This is a genomic window from Streptomyces sp. SAI-170, from assembly GCF_049739565.1.
GTDB lineage: Bacteria > Actinomycetota > Actinomycetes > Streptomycetales > Streptomycetaceae > Streptomyces.
On sequence record NZ_JBMGQD010000001.1, the window covers coordinates 947,142 to 962,054 of the forward strand.

Annotated in this window: 9 protein-coding genes and 1 pseudogene; 6 read left to right on the forward strand and 4 right to left on the reverse strand. The window is 75.1% G+C overall.

The genetic code is table 11. The features are described from left to right. Positions 1-103: 103 nt before the first annotated feature. Positions 104-478 (reverse strand): hypothetical protein, encoded by a 375-nt coding sequence (locus RKD23_RS04275; RefSeq protein WP_404030906.1) that lies wholly within the window; start codon positions 476-478, stop codon positions 104-106. A gap of 211 nt (positions 479-689) precedes the next feature. Then, positions 690-3,134, reverse strand: a complete 2,445-nt coding sequence (locus RKD23_RS04280) for a SpoIIE family protein phosphatase (RefSeq protein ID WP_424852384.1) — start codon at positions 3,132-3,134, stop codon at positions 690-692. A gap of 197 nt (positions 3,135-3,331) precedes the next feature. Here RKD23_RS04280 and lanKC point away from each other — a divergent pair, with 197 nt between their 5' ends. The 4 genes from lanKC to RKD23_RS04300 all read left to right on the forward strand — a co-directional run bounded on the left by lanKC (position 3,332) and on the right by RKD23_RS04300 (position 9,763). Next, positions 3,332-5,932 (forward strand): class III lanthionine synthetase LanKC, encoded by a 2,601-nt coding sequence (lanKC, locus tag RKD23_RS04285; RefSeq protein WP_424852385.1) that lies wholly within the window; start codon positions 3,332-3,334, stop codon positions 5,930-5,932. A gap of 87 nt (positions 5,933-6,019) precedes the next feature. Continuing rightward, a complete protein-coding gene (locus tag RKD23_RS04290) occupies positions 6,020-6,136 on the forward strand; it encodes a SapB/AmfS family lanthipeptide (RefSeq protein WP_404030913.1) in 117 nt (38 codons plus the stop codon). Between the two features lie 94 nt (positions 6,137-6,230). After that, positions 6,231-7,913, forward strand: a complete 1,683-nt coding sequence (locus RKD23_RS04295; protein ID WP_424852386.1) for an ATP-binding cassette domain-containing protein — start codon at positions 6,231-6,233, stop codon at positions 7,911-7,913. After that, positions 7,910-9,763 carry an ATP-binding cassette domain-containing protein gene (locus RKD23_RS04300; protein WP_424852387.1) on the forward strand — a complete coding sequence of 618 codons (1,854 nt, stop codon included), beginning with the start codon at positions 7,910-7,912 and terminating at the stop codon, positions 9,761-9,763. Before RKD23_RS04295 ends, RKD23_RS04300 begins: the two co-directional genes overlap by 4 nt. Here RKD23_RS04300 and RKD23_RS04305 read toward each other — a convergent pair. Next, positions 9,686-10,111: pseudogene (locus tag RKD23_RS04305) on the reverse strand (LuxR C-terminal-related transcriptional regulator); the annotation flags it as partial. The gene RKD23_RS04300 and the pseudogene RKD23_RS04305 sit on opposite strands and share 78 nt — an antisense overlap. A gap of 506 nt (positions 10,112-10,617) precedes the next feature. On the opposite strand from RKD23_RS04305, the gene RKD23_RS04310 reads away from it, so the two are divergent. Next, complete coding sequence (locus RKD23_RS04310; RefSeq protein WP_424858157.1) at positions 10,618-12,762, forward strand: PP2C family protein-serine/threonine phosphatase; 2,145 nt, start codon at positions 10,618-10,620, stop codon at positions 12,760-12,762. A 58-nt stretch (positions 12,763-12,820) separates the two neighbouring features. Here the strand turns inward: RKD23_RS04310 and RKD23_RS04315 are convergent, their stop codons facing one another. Next, positions 12,821-14,191: a S1 family peptidase gene (locus tag RKD23_RS04315; RefSeq protein WP_424852388.1), complete on the reverse strand. Its 1,371-nt coding sequence runs from the start codon at positions 14,189-14,191 to the stop codon at positions 12,821-12,823. Between the two features lie 132 nt (positions 14,192-14,323). Here RKD23_RS04315 and RKD23_RS04320 point away from each other — a divergent pair, with 132 nt between their 5' ends. Continuing rightward, a complete protein-coding gene (locus RKD23_RS04320) occupies positions 14,324-14,737 on the forward strand; it encodes a PaaI family thioesterase (protein ID WP_424852389.1) in 414 nt (137 codons plus the stop codon). Positions 14,738-14,913 lie beyond the last annotated feature (176 nt).

Consider the following 14,913-nt stretch of genomic DNA (forward strand, 5'->3'; position numbering starts at 1 on the left):
GCACGTCATTCACTCCAAGTGGCGAAAAGCGGGAGGGCGTCCGCAGCCGCCGTACGCCGGCTGCGGACGCCCCGCTCCCCCATGGCGGAACGTCAGGGTCGGGTCACGGCCGGTTCAGCCGTACCGAGTTGATCGGGGTGAGGTCGGCGTAGACGGCCACGCCCGCGGCGATGGCGTCGCCGCAGCCGCCGCCGTTGTACTGGGTGCACAGGTTGGCGGTGGCCCCGCCGGTCTGGTTGTTGTAGACCCAGTGGTGGCCGACCTGGTTGCTGAGGTTGTGGGCGCCGTAGCTCCAGAAGACGTCGGTGGGGTTGACGCCGGGGTCGGTCTCCGGGTCCTGGCCCTCGGGGTAGATGCAGACCGCGCCGTCCGGGCAGCGGTCCCAGTCGGCGGGCCGGGCCTCGGCGGCGGAGCCGAGGGCGAGGACGGCGGCCGTGGCGGTGACGAGTGCGGCGGCGCCGCGGATCTTGTTGCGCATGTTTCCCCCTTGCGGGTCTCCTGCGGGTTCGCAGGCCGTGCTTGTCGGTCGCCATCAGCCTGTCCCGCCGGCCGGGCGGGGTCGACGGGTTGCCCGTCGCCCGACCGGGCACGGCTCGGGAAACCCAGCGTGACCTGGGGTTTCACCGAAGGGAAGGCAACCCCGGGAGGGTGGTCACCGGTCGAGGGCGACCTCTGCCCCTGGAGGGTGGTCACCCGTCGAGGGCGACCTCGCACCACACCTGCTTGCCCCCGCTGACCGGCAGGGTGCCCCAGACCGCCGACATGGCCTCCACGAGGAGCAGCCCGCGTCCGCCGGTGGCCTCCCAGCCGATGCTGGTCGGCTTGACGGGCGTGCGCGGTGAGGAATCGGCGACGGCGATGCGCAGCCGGCTGCTGATCAGGGTGAGGTCGAGGCGGACCTGTCCTTCGGTGTGCACGAGGGCGTTGGTGACGAGTTCGGAGACGATCAGCAGGACGGCGTCGGTCTGGTCGGCGACGTCCCAGGCGCGCAGGGTGCGCCGGGTGAAGCGGCGGGCGTGCCGCACGGCCTCGGGGACGCGCCAGACCGTCCAGCTCTCGCGCAGGGGCCGTACGGCCATCCCGTCGTAGCGCATCAGGAGCAGGGCGACGTCGTCGCTGCGGTGGGCGCTGCCGAGCAGGGCGTCGGCGACGAGGCCGAGGTGGGCGGGGTCGGTGGCGGTGAGGTCGGCCGCGAACCGGGCCATGCCGGCGTCGATGTCGGCCTCGGTGGACTCCACCAGTCCGTCGGTGGTCAGGGCGATCACGGTGCCGGGCTGGAGCCGCAGCGGGCTCATCGGGAAGTCGGCCTGCCGTTCCACGCCGAGCGGCAGTCCGCCCTCCGCCTCGGCGATCTCGGTTCGGCCGTCCGGGTGACGCAGCACCGGAGGCAGGTGTCCGGCGCGCACGCTCCAGGCCGAACCCTCCTCCAGGTCGACGTCGACGTAGCAGCAGGTGACGAAGAGGTCGGTCTCCAGGTCGACGAGGAGCCGGTTGGCGTGGGCGACGACCACGTCGGGCGGATGGCCCTCGGCGGCGTAGGCGCGCAGCGCGGTGCGCATCTGGCCCATCAGGGTGGCGGCGGCCGCGCTGTGGCCCTGGACGTCGCCGATGACGAGGGCGACGTGGTTGTCGGGCAGCGGGATGACGTCGTACCAGTCGCCGCCGACCTCCAGCCCCGCGGTGGTGGGCAGATAGCGGGCGACGGCCTCGGCGCCGGGGAGTTTGGGCAGGCGGCGCGGCAGCAGCTGGCGCTGGAGCATGCCGACGAGTTCGTGCTCGGCGTCGAAGGCGCGGGCACGCATGAGGGCCTGTCCGGTGAGGCCCGCGGAGGCGATGAGCAGGGCGCGTTCGTCGGCGCCGAAGTCGTGCGGGCTGTCCCAGCCGATCAGGCAGGCGCCCGCCATGCGGTTGCCGGCGGGCAGCGGCAGCACGGCGAGTCCGCCGGGGCCGACCTCGGCGAGCGCGGGCTCCAGGGCGGTCCCGGCGGGCCAGATGCGGGCGCGGCCCTCGTCGAGGGCGGCGGCGAGGGTGGGCATGGCGCGCACCGGCGCGTCCGGCCACTCGGTGCGCCACTCCAGGCGCCACAGCTCGGGCCAGGACTCGGGCTCGGGCGGGTCGAGGACGGTGACGACGAGCCGGTCGCCCTCCAGTTCGGCCAGCGCGATGCGGTCGGCGCGCAGCGGGGCGCGCAGCGCGGCGACGACGGCCTGGCCGACGTCACGGACGGTGCCCGCGGTGGCGAGGGCCGCGGCGAGCCGCTGGACGCGGGCGACGTCGGTGACGTCCGAGCGCAGGGTGGAGGCGTCGGCGACGGTGCCGACGAGCCGGGCCGGCTGTCCGTCGCCGCCGGGCAGCAGCCGGCCGCGCAGCCGCAGCCAGCGGGGCCGGCCGGTGGGCTGGAGCACCCGGAACTCCAGCTCTCGCTCGCCGATGGTCATGTGGTCGGCCTCGGTGACGCTCATCAGCGCGGGCAGGTCCTCGGGGACGGTCAGGCCGAGCAGGGTCTCGACGCGGCCGTCGAAATCGTCCCGGTCGAGCCCGAACAGTTCCAGGAGCTGGTCGCCGACCTCGACGCGGCCGCTGTCCATGGCGAGGACGAACCCGCCGGGGCGCAGCTCGCCGCTCTCGGCCTGTTCGCCGGGGGCGGGGCAGGAGACGGCGTCGGCGACCAGCTCCAGACAGGCGCGGTCCTCGGCGTCGAAGCCGCCGGGGTGTTCGGTGACCGCGACGAGGCAGCCGCCGTCGTGGTCGCGGTCGGTGGGCAGCGCCGCCAGCCAGAAGCCGCCCGCGGGGGTGCGGCGCGCCTCGGGGGCGTCGGCCAGGTCGGCGGGGCCCAGCCACAGTGGCTGCCCGCTGCGGTGGACGTCGGCCGCCGGGGAGCGGCCGGTGAGCGGGTAGCTGTCGCGCAGGCCGTACAGGGTGCGCGGGACGCCGGCGGACTCCACGAGTCGCAGCAGGTCGTGTTCGGCCGAGCGGGTGTAGACGGCGGCGAAGGTCGCGCCGGCGAAGACGAGGGCCTGTTCCAGGACGCGGCGCAGCCGGTCGGGTGCCTCAAGGTCGGTGGTGAGCGCTTTCAAGGCGATCTCTGCGCGCGCAACCCTGGCGCCCCGTCCGTCGCCGCCCTCACTGACCACGTGGGTATTACAGCGCGGATCACGCGCCTGCGCAGCCCCTGCGGACGCTCCATGGAGCCGCCGGGAAGGGCGCGCTCGAAAGGGCTCGAACAAGTCTTTACGCGTGCGTACCGCACGGTCGTCTGGTGACAGCTGGGACTGTCCGGGGCCGTGGCCCGGCTGCGAAGGTCGTTCCGGCGGCGACCAGAGGGGGGCGCATGGACAAGCGGTACGAGGTGTACGCGCTGGCGGACAGCCACTTCTACGACACGCCCGACCGGCTGTCGGCGGCCGGGCCCGCGCCGCTGTACGAGACGGCGCGCCGGCGGGTGCCGGACGGCTGGGAGGCCGCGCGGATCGGCGACTGGCTGACGCTGACCCCGCTCGACGCGGACGGACGGCCGGCCACCGGGCCCGCACAGGGCTGGAAGATCCACGCCTCGGCCACCCGGGAGAACGCCGAGCGGATCGCGGCGATCGTGTGGGACTACTGCGTGCCGCGGCGCATCCCGTTCAAGTTCGTCCCCGGCCCCCACCTGCTGCACCTGCGCAACGCCAAGTACGCGCCCCGCGACGGCAGCGGCAAGTTCGTCACCCTCTACCCGGCGGACGAGGAGCAGCTGCACACCGTGCTGCGCGAGCTGGGCGCGCTCCTGGACGGCTTCGAGGGGCCGTACGTCCTGACGGATCTGCGCTGGCACGACGGTCCGCTGTATGTCCGCTACGGCGCGTTCGCGCGCAGCTTCACCGTGGACGAGCGCGGGACGCTGGTGCCGGCGGTGCGGGACGGCTCGGGCCGGCTGGTGCCGGACGTGCGGGCGCCGTCGTTCCGGGTGCCGGAGTGGGTGACGCTGCCCGAGTTCCTCCAGCCGCATCTCGAAGCCCGCAACACCACGACCGTGGGCGACCTGCCGTACCGCATCGAGAAGGCGCTGCACTTCTCCAACGGCGGCGGGGTGTACTCGGGCACCGACACGCGCGACGGGCGGCGGGTGGTGCTGAAGGAGGCCCGGCCGTACGCGGGGCTCGCCTCGGACGGGGCGGACGCGGTCGCGCGGCTGGAGCGGGAGCGTGCGGCGCTGGAGCGGGTGGCGGGCACGGGCGCGGCGCCTCAGGTGCGGGACTTCTTCGCGCTGGGCGAGCACCGCTTCCTCGTCATGGACTTCGTCGAGGGACGCCCGCTGAACTCGTTCTTCGCCGAGCGGCATCCGCTGCTCACCGCCGACCCGGACCCGAAGGCGGTCACCGCGTACACCGAGTGGGCGCTGCGGGTGCACGCGCTGGTGGAGGCCGCCGTGGAGAAGGTGCACGCGCGCGGGATCGTCTTCAACGACCTGCATGTGTTCAACATCCTGGTGGCTCCCGACGAGCGGTCGGTGTGTCTGGTCGACTTCGAGGCGGCCGCGCCGGTGTCCGAGCACGGGCGGCAGGTCGTCGCCCACCCCGGCTTCTTCGCGCCGCCGGACCGGCGGGGCGCCGACATCGACCGGTACGCGCTGGCGTGTCTGCGGCTGGCGCTGTTCTTACCGGTCACCACGCTGTTCGTGATCGACCGCGGCAAGGCGTCCCATCTGGCGGGGGTGATCGCGGATCAGTTCCCGGACGCGCCGCGGGAGTTCCTGGACGCGGCGGTCGCGGAGATCACCCGCGACACCGGCGGGGCCCCGGCACGGCCGGCCGGCGCCGCACGCACGCCCGCGCCGCTGGTCGACCCGGCCGACTGGCCGCACAGCCGGGACTCGATGGTGAAGGCCCTGCTCGCCTCGGCCACGCCCGAGCGCGACGACCGGCTCTTCCCCGGCGACGTCGCCCAGTTCTCCGACGGCGGCGGCCTCGGCGTCGCGCACGGCGCGGCCGGAGTGCTGTACGCCCTGGACCGGATCGGCGCCGAGCGGTACGAGGAGGGCGAGCGCTGGCTGCTGGAGCGCACGGCACCCCCGCCGGTGGGCACACCGCTCGGCCTGTACGACGGGCTCGCGGGTGTCGCCCTGCTCCTCGACGGCCTCGGACACCGGCAGCGGGCACTGGACCTGGTCGAGGGCATCCTGCGCGAGCGCTGGCAGCGGCTGGCCTCCGACCTGCACGGCGGCCTCGCCGGACTCGGCCTGGTCCTCGGCAGGCTGGCCGAGGCGACGGGCGAGCGGGAGCTGGCCGAGCGGGCCGACGAGGCCGCCGACATCGTCGTACGACGGCTCGAAGAGCCACGGCCGGCCTCGCCCCGCCCGCGTGCCGGGCTGATGCGCGGGTCGAGCGGGCCCGGGCTGTTCCTGCTGCGGCGGTACGAGGCGACGGGCGACAGGGCGCTGCTGAAGGCCGCCGGGCTCGCGCTCGGCCGGGACCTGGAGTGCTGCACGGTCCGCGAGGGCGGCGCCCTGGAGGTCGACGAGGGCTGGCGGACCATGCCGTACCTCGGTGACGGCAGCGTCGGTGTGGGTCTGGTCCTCGACGACTACCTCGCCCATGTCCCTGACGCCGTCGAGCAGTTGGGCGCGGCCCGCGCCGGTGTCGTCGCCGCCGCCTCCTGCCGCTTCTACGCCCAGCCCGGCCTGTTCCAGGGCCGCGCCGGGATGATCCTGCACCTGGCCCGCACGACCGCGCCGGAGGCGACCGGGGCGCGGCTCGCCGAACAGGTCGCCGGGCTCGGCTGGTCGGCGATGTCCTACCAGGGCCAACTCGCCTTCCCCGGGCACCAGATGATGCGCCTGTCCATGGACCTGGCCACCGGAACGCCAGGGTGCCTGCTGGCACTCGGCGCGGCCCTCGGCGGGTCGCCCGACGCCCACCTGCCGTTCCTCCCGCCGCTGCGGCGGACCCCCTGAGACGCGGCTCCGCTCGACGGAGTCGTGACACAACCCCCCGTCCCCACGGGCACCACACGGGACACGACAAGGAAGGTAGGACCCGATATGGCACTTCTCGACCTGCAGACGATGGAGTCCGACGAGCTCACCGGCGGCGGCGGCGCGAGCACGGTCAGCCTGCTGTCCTGCGTCAGCGCGGCGAGCGTTCTGCTCTGTCTCTGACCGACGCCGCACACACGGCTCCGGGCGGCCTCCTCCCTCAGGGAGGGGCCGCCCGGGGTCCTGTGCCGACCGCGAGGATGCGAGGCGGACGCGCATGAAGGGGCGAACGGCACCAGCGCGGGCGGACGGAGGCGGCCGGGCTCTCCTGCTGGGGGCGCTCGGGCTTCTCGCCGCCGGGGCCGGGCTGTTGCTGCCCATGGCGTTGGGCCGGGCGCTGGACGCGTTGCTCGTGCGGGAGCCCGCCACGCGGTGGGTCGGGGCCTGTGCGGGGCTGGTCGTGCTGCTCGCGGTGCTGGACGCCGGGCAGAGTGTGCTCACCGGGACCGTCGACGCACGGACGGCGGCGGCGCTGCGGCACCGGGTGCTCGGGCATGTGCTCAGCCTCGGCCCCCGCGCGGCGGCCCGGTTCGGGTCGGGCGATCTGGTGGCCCGGCTGGTGGGCAACGCCGCGCAGGCCGGGACCGCGCCCGCGGCACGGGCCGCGCTGCCGGCCGCTCTCGCCGTGCCCGTGGGAGGGGTCGTGGCGCTCGCCCTGCTGGACCTGCGGCTCGCGGCCGTCTTCCTGGCCGGGGTGCCCGTGCTGGTGCTGCTGCTGCGGGTGCTGGCCCGGGACACCTCCGCGTGTGTGGCGGAGTACCAGCGGGTGCAGGGGGGCATCGCGACCGCGCTCGCCGAGGCGGTGGGCGGGCATCGCACCGTCCGCGCGGCGGGCGTGGAGCGGGCCGAGACGGCACGCGTCCTGCGTCCGCTGCCGGAGCTGTCGCGCGCCGGGCACCGGATGTGGCGGGTGCAGGGACGGGCCTTCGCGCAGGCGGTCACGGTGGCGCCGCTGCTGCACCTCGCGGTCGTCGCGACCGCCGGGGTGCTGCTCGCCCGGCACCGGCTGTCCGTGGGCGAGGTGCTCGCCGCCGCGCGGTACGCCGTCCTGGCGACCGGCGTCGGCATGCTGGTCGGGCAGTTGTCGGGCCTCGCCCGGGCGCGGGCCTCCGCCGAACGGCTCGGTGAGGTGCTGGCTCAGGCCGCCCCCGCCCACGGGCCGCGCCGGCTGCCGCCCGGACCCGGCCGGCTGGAGCTGCGCGGGGTCACCGCCCGGCGCGGTGAGCGGGTCGTCCTCGACGGCGTCGACCTGGTCGTGCCCGGCGGGACCACGCTCGCCGTCGTGGGCCGTTCCGGCTCGGGCAAGTCGCTGCTCGCCGAGCTCGCCGGGCGGCTCGCCGACCCGGACGCCGGGGACGTCCTCCTCGACGGGGTGCCGCTGCGCGACCTCACCCACGACGAACTGCGCCGCGCGGTCGCGCACGCCTTCGACCGGCCCGCGCTGCTCGGGGCGACCGTCGAGGACACCATCGCCCTGGGACCCGCGCCCCGCTCCCCCGCCAGGGTCAGGGAGGCGGCCAGGACCGCCCACGCCGACGCGTTCGTGCGGCGCCTCCCGCACGGCTACGCCACCGCCCTCGCCGACGCGCCCCTGTCCGGCGGTGAGGCCCAACGGCTCGGTCTCGCCCGGGCCTTCGCCCACGGCGGGCGCCTGCTGATCCTCGACGACGCCCTGTCCAGCCTGGACACGGTCACCGAGGCCCGCGTCACCGAAGCCCTCCTGGGCAGCACGCCCGGCACCACCCGCCTCGTCATCGCCCACCGCACCGCCACGGCGGCCCGCGCCGACGCGGTCGCCTGGCTGGACGCCGGGCGGATCCGGGCCTGCGGACCGCATGCCGAGCTGTGGGCGGACGCGGAGTACCGGGCGGTCTTCGGCGACGGGGAGGCCACGGCATGAGCGGGCAGGCGCTGCGGCGGCGGGGGCTCGCGTTCCTGCGGGCGCGGTGGCGGGTCGTCGGGCGCCTGTGCGGATGGTCCGTACTGGAGACCGGGCAGGCCTTCCTCGTCGGGTACGCGCCCGCCCGCGCGCTGGACGACGGGTTCCTGGCCGGGCGCACACCCCTCGGGCTGGCGTGGCTCGGCGTGGCCGCGGTGGGGGTGGTGGTCGGCGCGTACGGCACCGGGCGGGTCTACCGTGCGGTCGCGGAGCTGGTCGAGCCGCTGCGGGACCGGCTCGTCGAGCGGGTGGTGGAACGCGGGGTGCGCGAGGCGGACCGCGGGGCCCTGTCCGGGCTCACCCAGCAGGTGGAGATCGCGCGGGACACCTTCGCCGGGCTGGTGCTGGTGTCGCGGTCGTTCGTGTTCACGGCCGCGGGTGCGCTCGCCGGGCTGTGCTCGCTCGCCCCGGTCCTGCTCCTGGTGGTCGGGCCGCCGCTGGCCGCCGGGGTGCTGCTGTTCGCGGCGTCGCTGCGGCCGCTCGCCCGCCGCCAGGAGGCGTTCCTGCGCGCCGACGAGGCCCTCGCCGAGCGGCTCGGCACCGTCTGCCCGGGGCTGCGGGACATCACGGCGGCCGGGGCGGAACACCAGGTCGCCGCCGACACCGGCGAACTGCTCGACCGGGAACGGGACGCCGCGCGCTCCCTCGCCCGCTGGTCCGTGCCGCGCGTCGCGGCCCTCGCCGTCGGCGGACAGCTCCCGCTGGTGCTGCTCCTGCTCACCGCCCCCTGGCTGCTGTCCCACGACGTCACCCCGGGCGCCCTCCTCGGCGCCCTCTCCTACGTCACCCAGTCCCTCCTGCCCGCCCTCCGCGACCTCGTCCACGGCCTGGGCACCAGCGGCTCCCGGCTGGCGGTGGTCCTGCGCCGGCTGGCTCCCGCGACGGCGCCCGAGCCTGCGGCCGGAGCCCCCACCGAAAAAACGACCGACATCACCGAGCCCGCCCCCGCCCTGGCGCTGCGCTGCGTCACCTTCGCCTACGGCGCCGCCGCCACGCCCGTCCTCGACCGGCTCGACCTCGTCGTACCGCAGGGCGGGCACCTCGCCGTCGTCGGGCCGAGCGGGGTCGGGAAGTCGACGCTCACCGCGCTCGTCGCCGGGCTGCTCCGGCCCGGGAGCGGGGACGTCCGCGTGTGCGGCCACCCCGTGCCGGGGCCGGAAGCTGCGCGGCGGCGGGTGCTCGTACCGCAGGAGGCGTACGTGTTCACGGGCACGCTCGCCGAGAACCTGGGGCTGCTGCGGCCGGACCCGGTGCCCGAGGCGGAGCTGCTCGCCGCGGCCGAGGCGGTCGGGCTGACGCCGGTGCTGGAGGCGCTCGGCGGGCCGGACTCGGTCCTCGATCCGGCGGCGCTGTCCGCGGGTGAGCGCCAGCTCGTCGCGCTGACCCGGGCCTACCTGTCGTACGCCCCGCTCGCGCTGCTCGACGAGGCCACCTGCCATCTGGACCCGGCGGCGGAGGAACGCGCCGAACGGGCCTTCGCCGCGCGGCCCGGCGGCACGCTGGTCGTGGTCGCGCACCGGCTCAGCTCCGCCCGCAGGGCCAAGCGTGTGCTGGTGATGGACGGGCCGCGCACCGCGTACGGCACCCACGAGCGGCTGCTGAACGGCTCGGCGCAGTATCGCGACCTGGTCGGCGGCTGGGCGGCGGCGTCACAGCCAGCCCTCGCCCTGCGAGATGCGGATGGCGTCGACGCGGTTGCGGGCCCCGGTCTTGCGGGTGATGGACGCCATGTAGTTGCGCACGGTCCCATGGGACAGATGCAGACTCCCGGCGATCTCGGCGACGGAGGCACCCTCCGCCGCCAGGGATAACACGCTCAGCTCCCGCCGGGTCAGCGGCATCTCGGCGGCCTGAGGAAGCCGAAGCCGAGGGAGTCGTCGACGAAGCGTTCCCCGGCGGCGACCCGCCGTATGCCGTCCACCAGACGCTGCGGCGAGCCCGCCCTGTCGACATACCCCGTCGCCCCCGCCTCCAGGGCCCGGCGCAGCAGCCCCGGTCTGTTGGCACCGGCGAGCACCAGTAATCGGGGGGTTCCCTGCCCCGCCCCGTGCGGGCGCAGGTCGCCGAGCGGCGGAACGCCGTACGTGCTGTCGCAGTCGAGGTCCGCCGCGCACACGTCCGGCCGCAGCGTACGCACCCGGGCGGGCGCCGAGCGCCATGCCGTCTCGTCCACCCGCAGGTCGGGGGCCCGCCCCAGCCACTCGGCCAGGACCGATCGGACCAGACCCACGTCGTGCACCAGAAGTACCCGGATCACTGCCGTCCCTTCAGCTTGCTGCCGTCCGCTGTCACGCTCTTGAAGTGCGTGCCCATTGTTCGCGTCCGCAGCCGTCCGTGAGCGCGAAGAACCGGCCATCGAGATGCGCGGGGGCGCGCGCGGGGCGTTCGCGCTCCGGCGCGTGCAACGACTGGGGCGGCATGGGCACCGTCGGAGGGGGTACGCGGGCGGGTTCACAGCAGCCTCACGGGTTTCCCGGGTTGCGGGTACGGCGGCCTCACGGGTTTCCCGGGATGCCGGTAAGGCGGCCTCAGGGGGCTCCGGATCGCGTGTCCGGCGGCCTCTTCGGGGGAGTCCTTGGTGCGTGCGTCCGCTCTCGCCGTGCGCCGCCGCCCCGGTGGGGGGAGATTGGTCAAAACGCCGTTCCGCGGCGGCCCGGGCGAGGAGGTGGTCGGCGTGTCCGACGGGCAGGCGCCGGCGGCTTCCAGGGCGCCGGTCGGCCGGCCGCTGCTGTCCCTGGCGCTCGCGGCGATGCTGGACGAGGTGCACGCGCACTCCGGCGCGGTCTATCTGCTCTGGCGCGACCGGCCGGTGCTGGAGATGGCGGTGATGGCCGGGCTGCCGCGGGCGTTCGCCGCGCCCTGGGAGCGGGTGGGGCTGAGCGCGGCGATCCCGGTCGCCGACGCGGCCCGCGAACGGCGGCTGGTGTGGGTGAGCGGCGAGGAGGAGATGGCACGGCGGTATCCGCGGCTCGCCGTCGTCCTGCCGTATCCGTTCGCGCTGGCCGCGCTGCCGGTGGCCACGGACACCACCGTCTTCGGCGCGGTGTTCGTCACCTGGCCCGGCTCGCATCCGCCGGAGCTGTCCGACCACGAGCGCGACCACCTGACGGCGGCCTGCCGCAGGCTCGCCGTGCGGCTGGAGCGCACCACCGACATGAGCCTGCCGCTGGCCCCCGAGCCGGATCTGCTCGGCACCCCGCCGGTGGGCGGCGGGGCGGGCACGCTCGGCACGGTCGAGGCGACACGGATGGTGGCCCGGCTGCCGTACGGGCTGTGCTCGCTGGATCTGCACGGCCGGGTGGCGTTCGCGAACGCGGCGGCGGCCGAGCTGATCGGCGAGCCGGTGAGCCGGCTGCTCGGCCACCAGCTGTGGGCGGCGGTGCCCTGGCTGAACGACCCGGTGTACGAGGACCGGTACCGCGCGGCGCTGATGAGCCAGCAGGTCGCGTCCTTCGTGGCGCTGCGCCCGCCGGGCGACTGGCTGTCGTTCCGGCTGTACCCGAGCACGACCGGGCTCAGTGTGCGGATCACCCGGGCGCGTGCGGTGGCGCAGATGGCGACGGCCGGGCCGCGCCCGGTCGCGGCCGGCGACACGCCGTCCCGGCTCGTGACGATCTCGCAGGTGCTGAGCCTCGCGGGGGCGCTGACCGAGGCGGTGGGCGTGCAGGACGTGGTGCAGCTGGTGGCCGACGAGATCGCCCCGGCGGTCGGTGCGCAGGCGGTCGTGGTGCTCGGGACCCGGGCCGGGCGGCTGCATGTGCTGGGGCACCGGGGCTATCCCGACCCGCATGTCGTGGAGCGCTTCGACGGCATCCCGCTGACCGAGCAGACCCCCGGGGTGCACGCCCTGAACAGCGGGGTGCCCGCGTTCTTCGACTCGCGGGCACAGCTCGAACATCTGTATCCGGCTCGCCATTCGACGCCGGACGGCTTCGCCGCCTGGGCCTACCTTCCGCTGATCGCCTCCGGCCGCCCGGTCGGCACCTGCGTCCTCGCCTACGCCGAGCCGCACGCCTTCCCCACCGAGGAACGGGCCGTCCTCACCAGCGTGGGCGGGCTGATCGCGCTGGCCCTGGAGCGGGCGCTGCTCTACGACGTCAAACACCAGCTCGCGCACGGCCTCCAGGCCGCCCTGCTGCCGCACTCGCTGCCGCCGCTGCCCGGTGTGGCGGCGGCCGCGCGCTATCTGCCGGCCACCCGCGGCATGGACATCGGCGGCGACTTCTACGACCTGGTGCCGACGGCGGGCGGAGCGGCCGCGGTCATCGGGGACGTGCAGGGGCACAACGTGACCGCGGCCGGGCTGATGGGGCAGTTGCGCACGGCCGTACGGGCGTACACGACGGTCGGGCAGGCGCCCGAGCAGGTGATGGCCAGCACCAACCGGCTGCTGATCGACCTCGGCGCCGAGCTGTTCGCCAGCTGCCTGTATCTACGGCTGGATCCGGCCCATGGGCGGGCCGTGATGGCGCGGGCCGGGCATCCGCCGCCCCTGCTGCTGCGGCCCGACGGGCGGGTCCGGGTGCTGGACCTGGCGGGCGGTCCGCTGCTGGGCATCGACGGCTCGGCCGTCTATCCGACGACCGAGGTCGCCCTGACTCCCGGCTCGGTGCTCGTGCTGTACACCGACGGCCTCATCGAATCCCCCGGCATCGACATCGAGGAGGCCCTCGCCGGACTCGGTCGCCGGCTCGCGGGGGCCGGGGAGCTGCCGCTGGACCGGCTGGCCGATGTGCTGGTGGGTCATCTGGCGGCGGCGGAGGAGCGGTTGGACGACGTGGCGTTGTTGTTGCTGCGTGCCGAGCGGTGAGGTCCGGTCCTCCCGCCGAAGGACCGGACCGCGGGTCAGGGGGTCAGAGGGTCAGGGATCAGTGGGTCTCCGACAGGCCGGGGGCGTCGGCACCGGCGCCTGCCTCGTCACCGGCTCCCGCTTCTTCGCCTGCCCCTGACTCATCGCCGGCCCCCGCACCGGCTTCCTCGCCGGCGCCTGCCTCTTCGCCTGCGCCCGCGTCACCACCGGCTTCCTCGCCGGCGCCGGCACCGCCCTCGTCGCCTCCGCCGATCGCGTTGCCACCGGCCTCCTCACCGGCGCCGGCCTCCTCGCCGCCACCCGCGCCACCGCCGCCGTCGGCGCCCAGCGTCGCGCCGACCGCCTCCAGCGCCGTGGTCACCGGCTGGAAGAAGGTCTCGCCACCGGAGGTGCAGTCGCCGCTGCCGCCGGAGGTCAGGCCGATGGCGCTGCCGTCCTGGGTGAAGAGGGAGCCGCCGCTGTCGCCGGGTTCGGCGCAGACGTTCGTCTGGATGAGGCCGGTGACGGTGCCCTCGGGGTAGTTCACCGTGGCGTCGAGGCCGGTGACCTGGCCGTCGTGCAGGCCGGTCGTGCTGCCCATGCGGAGGACCTGGAGCCCGACGGCCGCGTCGGCGGCTTGGCCGATGGCCACCGTCTGCCCGTTACCGATGTTGACGTCGCTCGGGGCCTGGGTCGCCGGGTCGTCGTACTTGACGAGGGCGAAGTCGCCCGCGCCGGGGAACACGGCCTGGTCGACGGTGGCGATCGGGGCGCCGTTCTGGGAGTCGGACCACTGCTCGGCCGCGACACCGCAGTGACCGGCCGTCAGGAAGGCCGGGCTGCCGTCGCCCGCGACGACGTTGAAGCCCAGGGAGCAGCGCGCGCCTCCGCCGAAGACGGCGTCGCCGCCGGAGACGAACGGTTTGAAGGTGCCGGAGGACTTGCGCAGGGTCGCCATGCCGGAGCCGAGGCGTTCGACGGTCGACTCCAGCGTGTCCCAGTTGTCGCCGGTGACGGTCCGGTCGGCGGTGACGAGGATCTTGTTGCTGCGCGGGTCGACGGCCCAGGCGGTGCCGGGGATGGTCGCCTCGGTCTTCAGGGTCCGCGCGGCGGCCTTCAGTTCGGCCGTGCTGTTGTCGACCTGGCGGACGGCCGCTCCGGCCCGCTGGGCCTGCACGACGAGCTGGTTGTTGTCGCCGACGACGTTGACGACGAGCTGTTGCCTGCCCGCGTCGTAGTAGGCACCGGCGTAGGCGTCGCCGAGAGCGGCGGCGAGCTGGTCGGCGAGCGAGGAGGCGTCGGCCGACTTGAGGGTCCGGGGCGCCGTCGCGTCCGCCGCGCCGTCCTGGGAGGCGTTGGCGTGGGGCAGCAGCAGGGCCGCCGCTCCGAGCGCCGCCACGCCGCCCGCCGCGATCGCGGCCCTGCGCTTCGGCATTCGCTTGTGACTCAAACTTCTCGACCTCCTGGTCTTGACGGGGTGTCGCACCGCCGGCGGCGGCTGTCGGGCGCCTGGATGGCCAGAGGTACGCAGGGGGCGAGCGGGGCGTTCAATGCGGGGCGGGCCGGGGGAACAATCCCCCTTATGACGATGACGACGGCCGAGGCCGACAAGATCCTTTCCGCCAACTTCGCCCCCTGGGTGCTGGACCTCGGCCTGGTCGTCGAGGAGTTGGGCGAGCAGCGGGCCGTGCTGCGGCTGCCCTGGTCGGCGGCGCTGGCCCGGGAGGGCGGGGCGCTGTCGGGGCAGGCGCTGATGGCCGCGGCGGACACGGCGACGGTGATCGCGGTGTCGGTGGCGCGGGGCGGCTTCGTGCCCATGACGACCGTTCAGCAGTCGACGTCGTTCCAGCGGGCGGTGACCGGGTCGGACGTGCTGATCGAGGCGGTGCTGACCAAGCTGGGCCGCCGGATGGCGTTCGCCGAGATCGCGATGACGGACGCGACGAGCGGGGAGCTGGCCGCGAAGGCGAGCACGGTGTACGCGCTGCTCGGCTGAGACGACGGCGACCGCTCGGCTGCGACAACAGCGACCGCTCGGCTGCGACAACAGCGATCGCTCGGCTGCGACAACAGCGACCGCTCGGCTGCGACAACAGCGATCGCTCGGCTGAGAATCGGCGATCGCCCACGCACAGCGACCGGACAGAAGCGGTCGGTTGCGAACCTCGAACG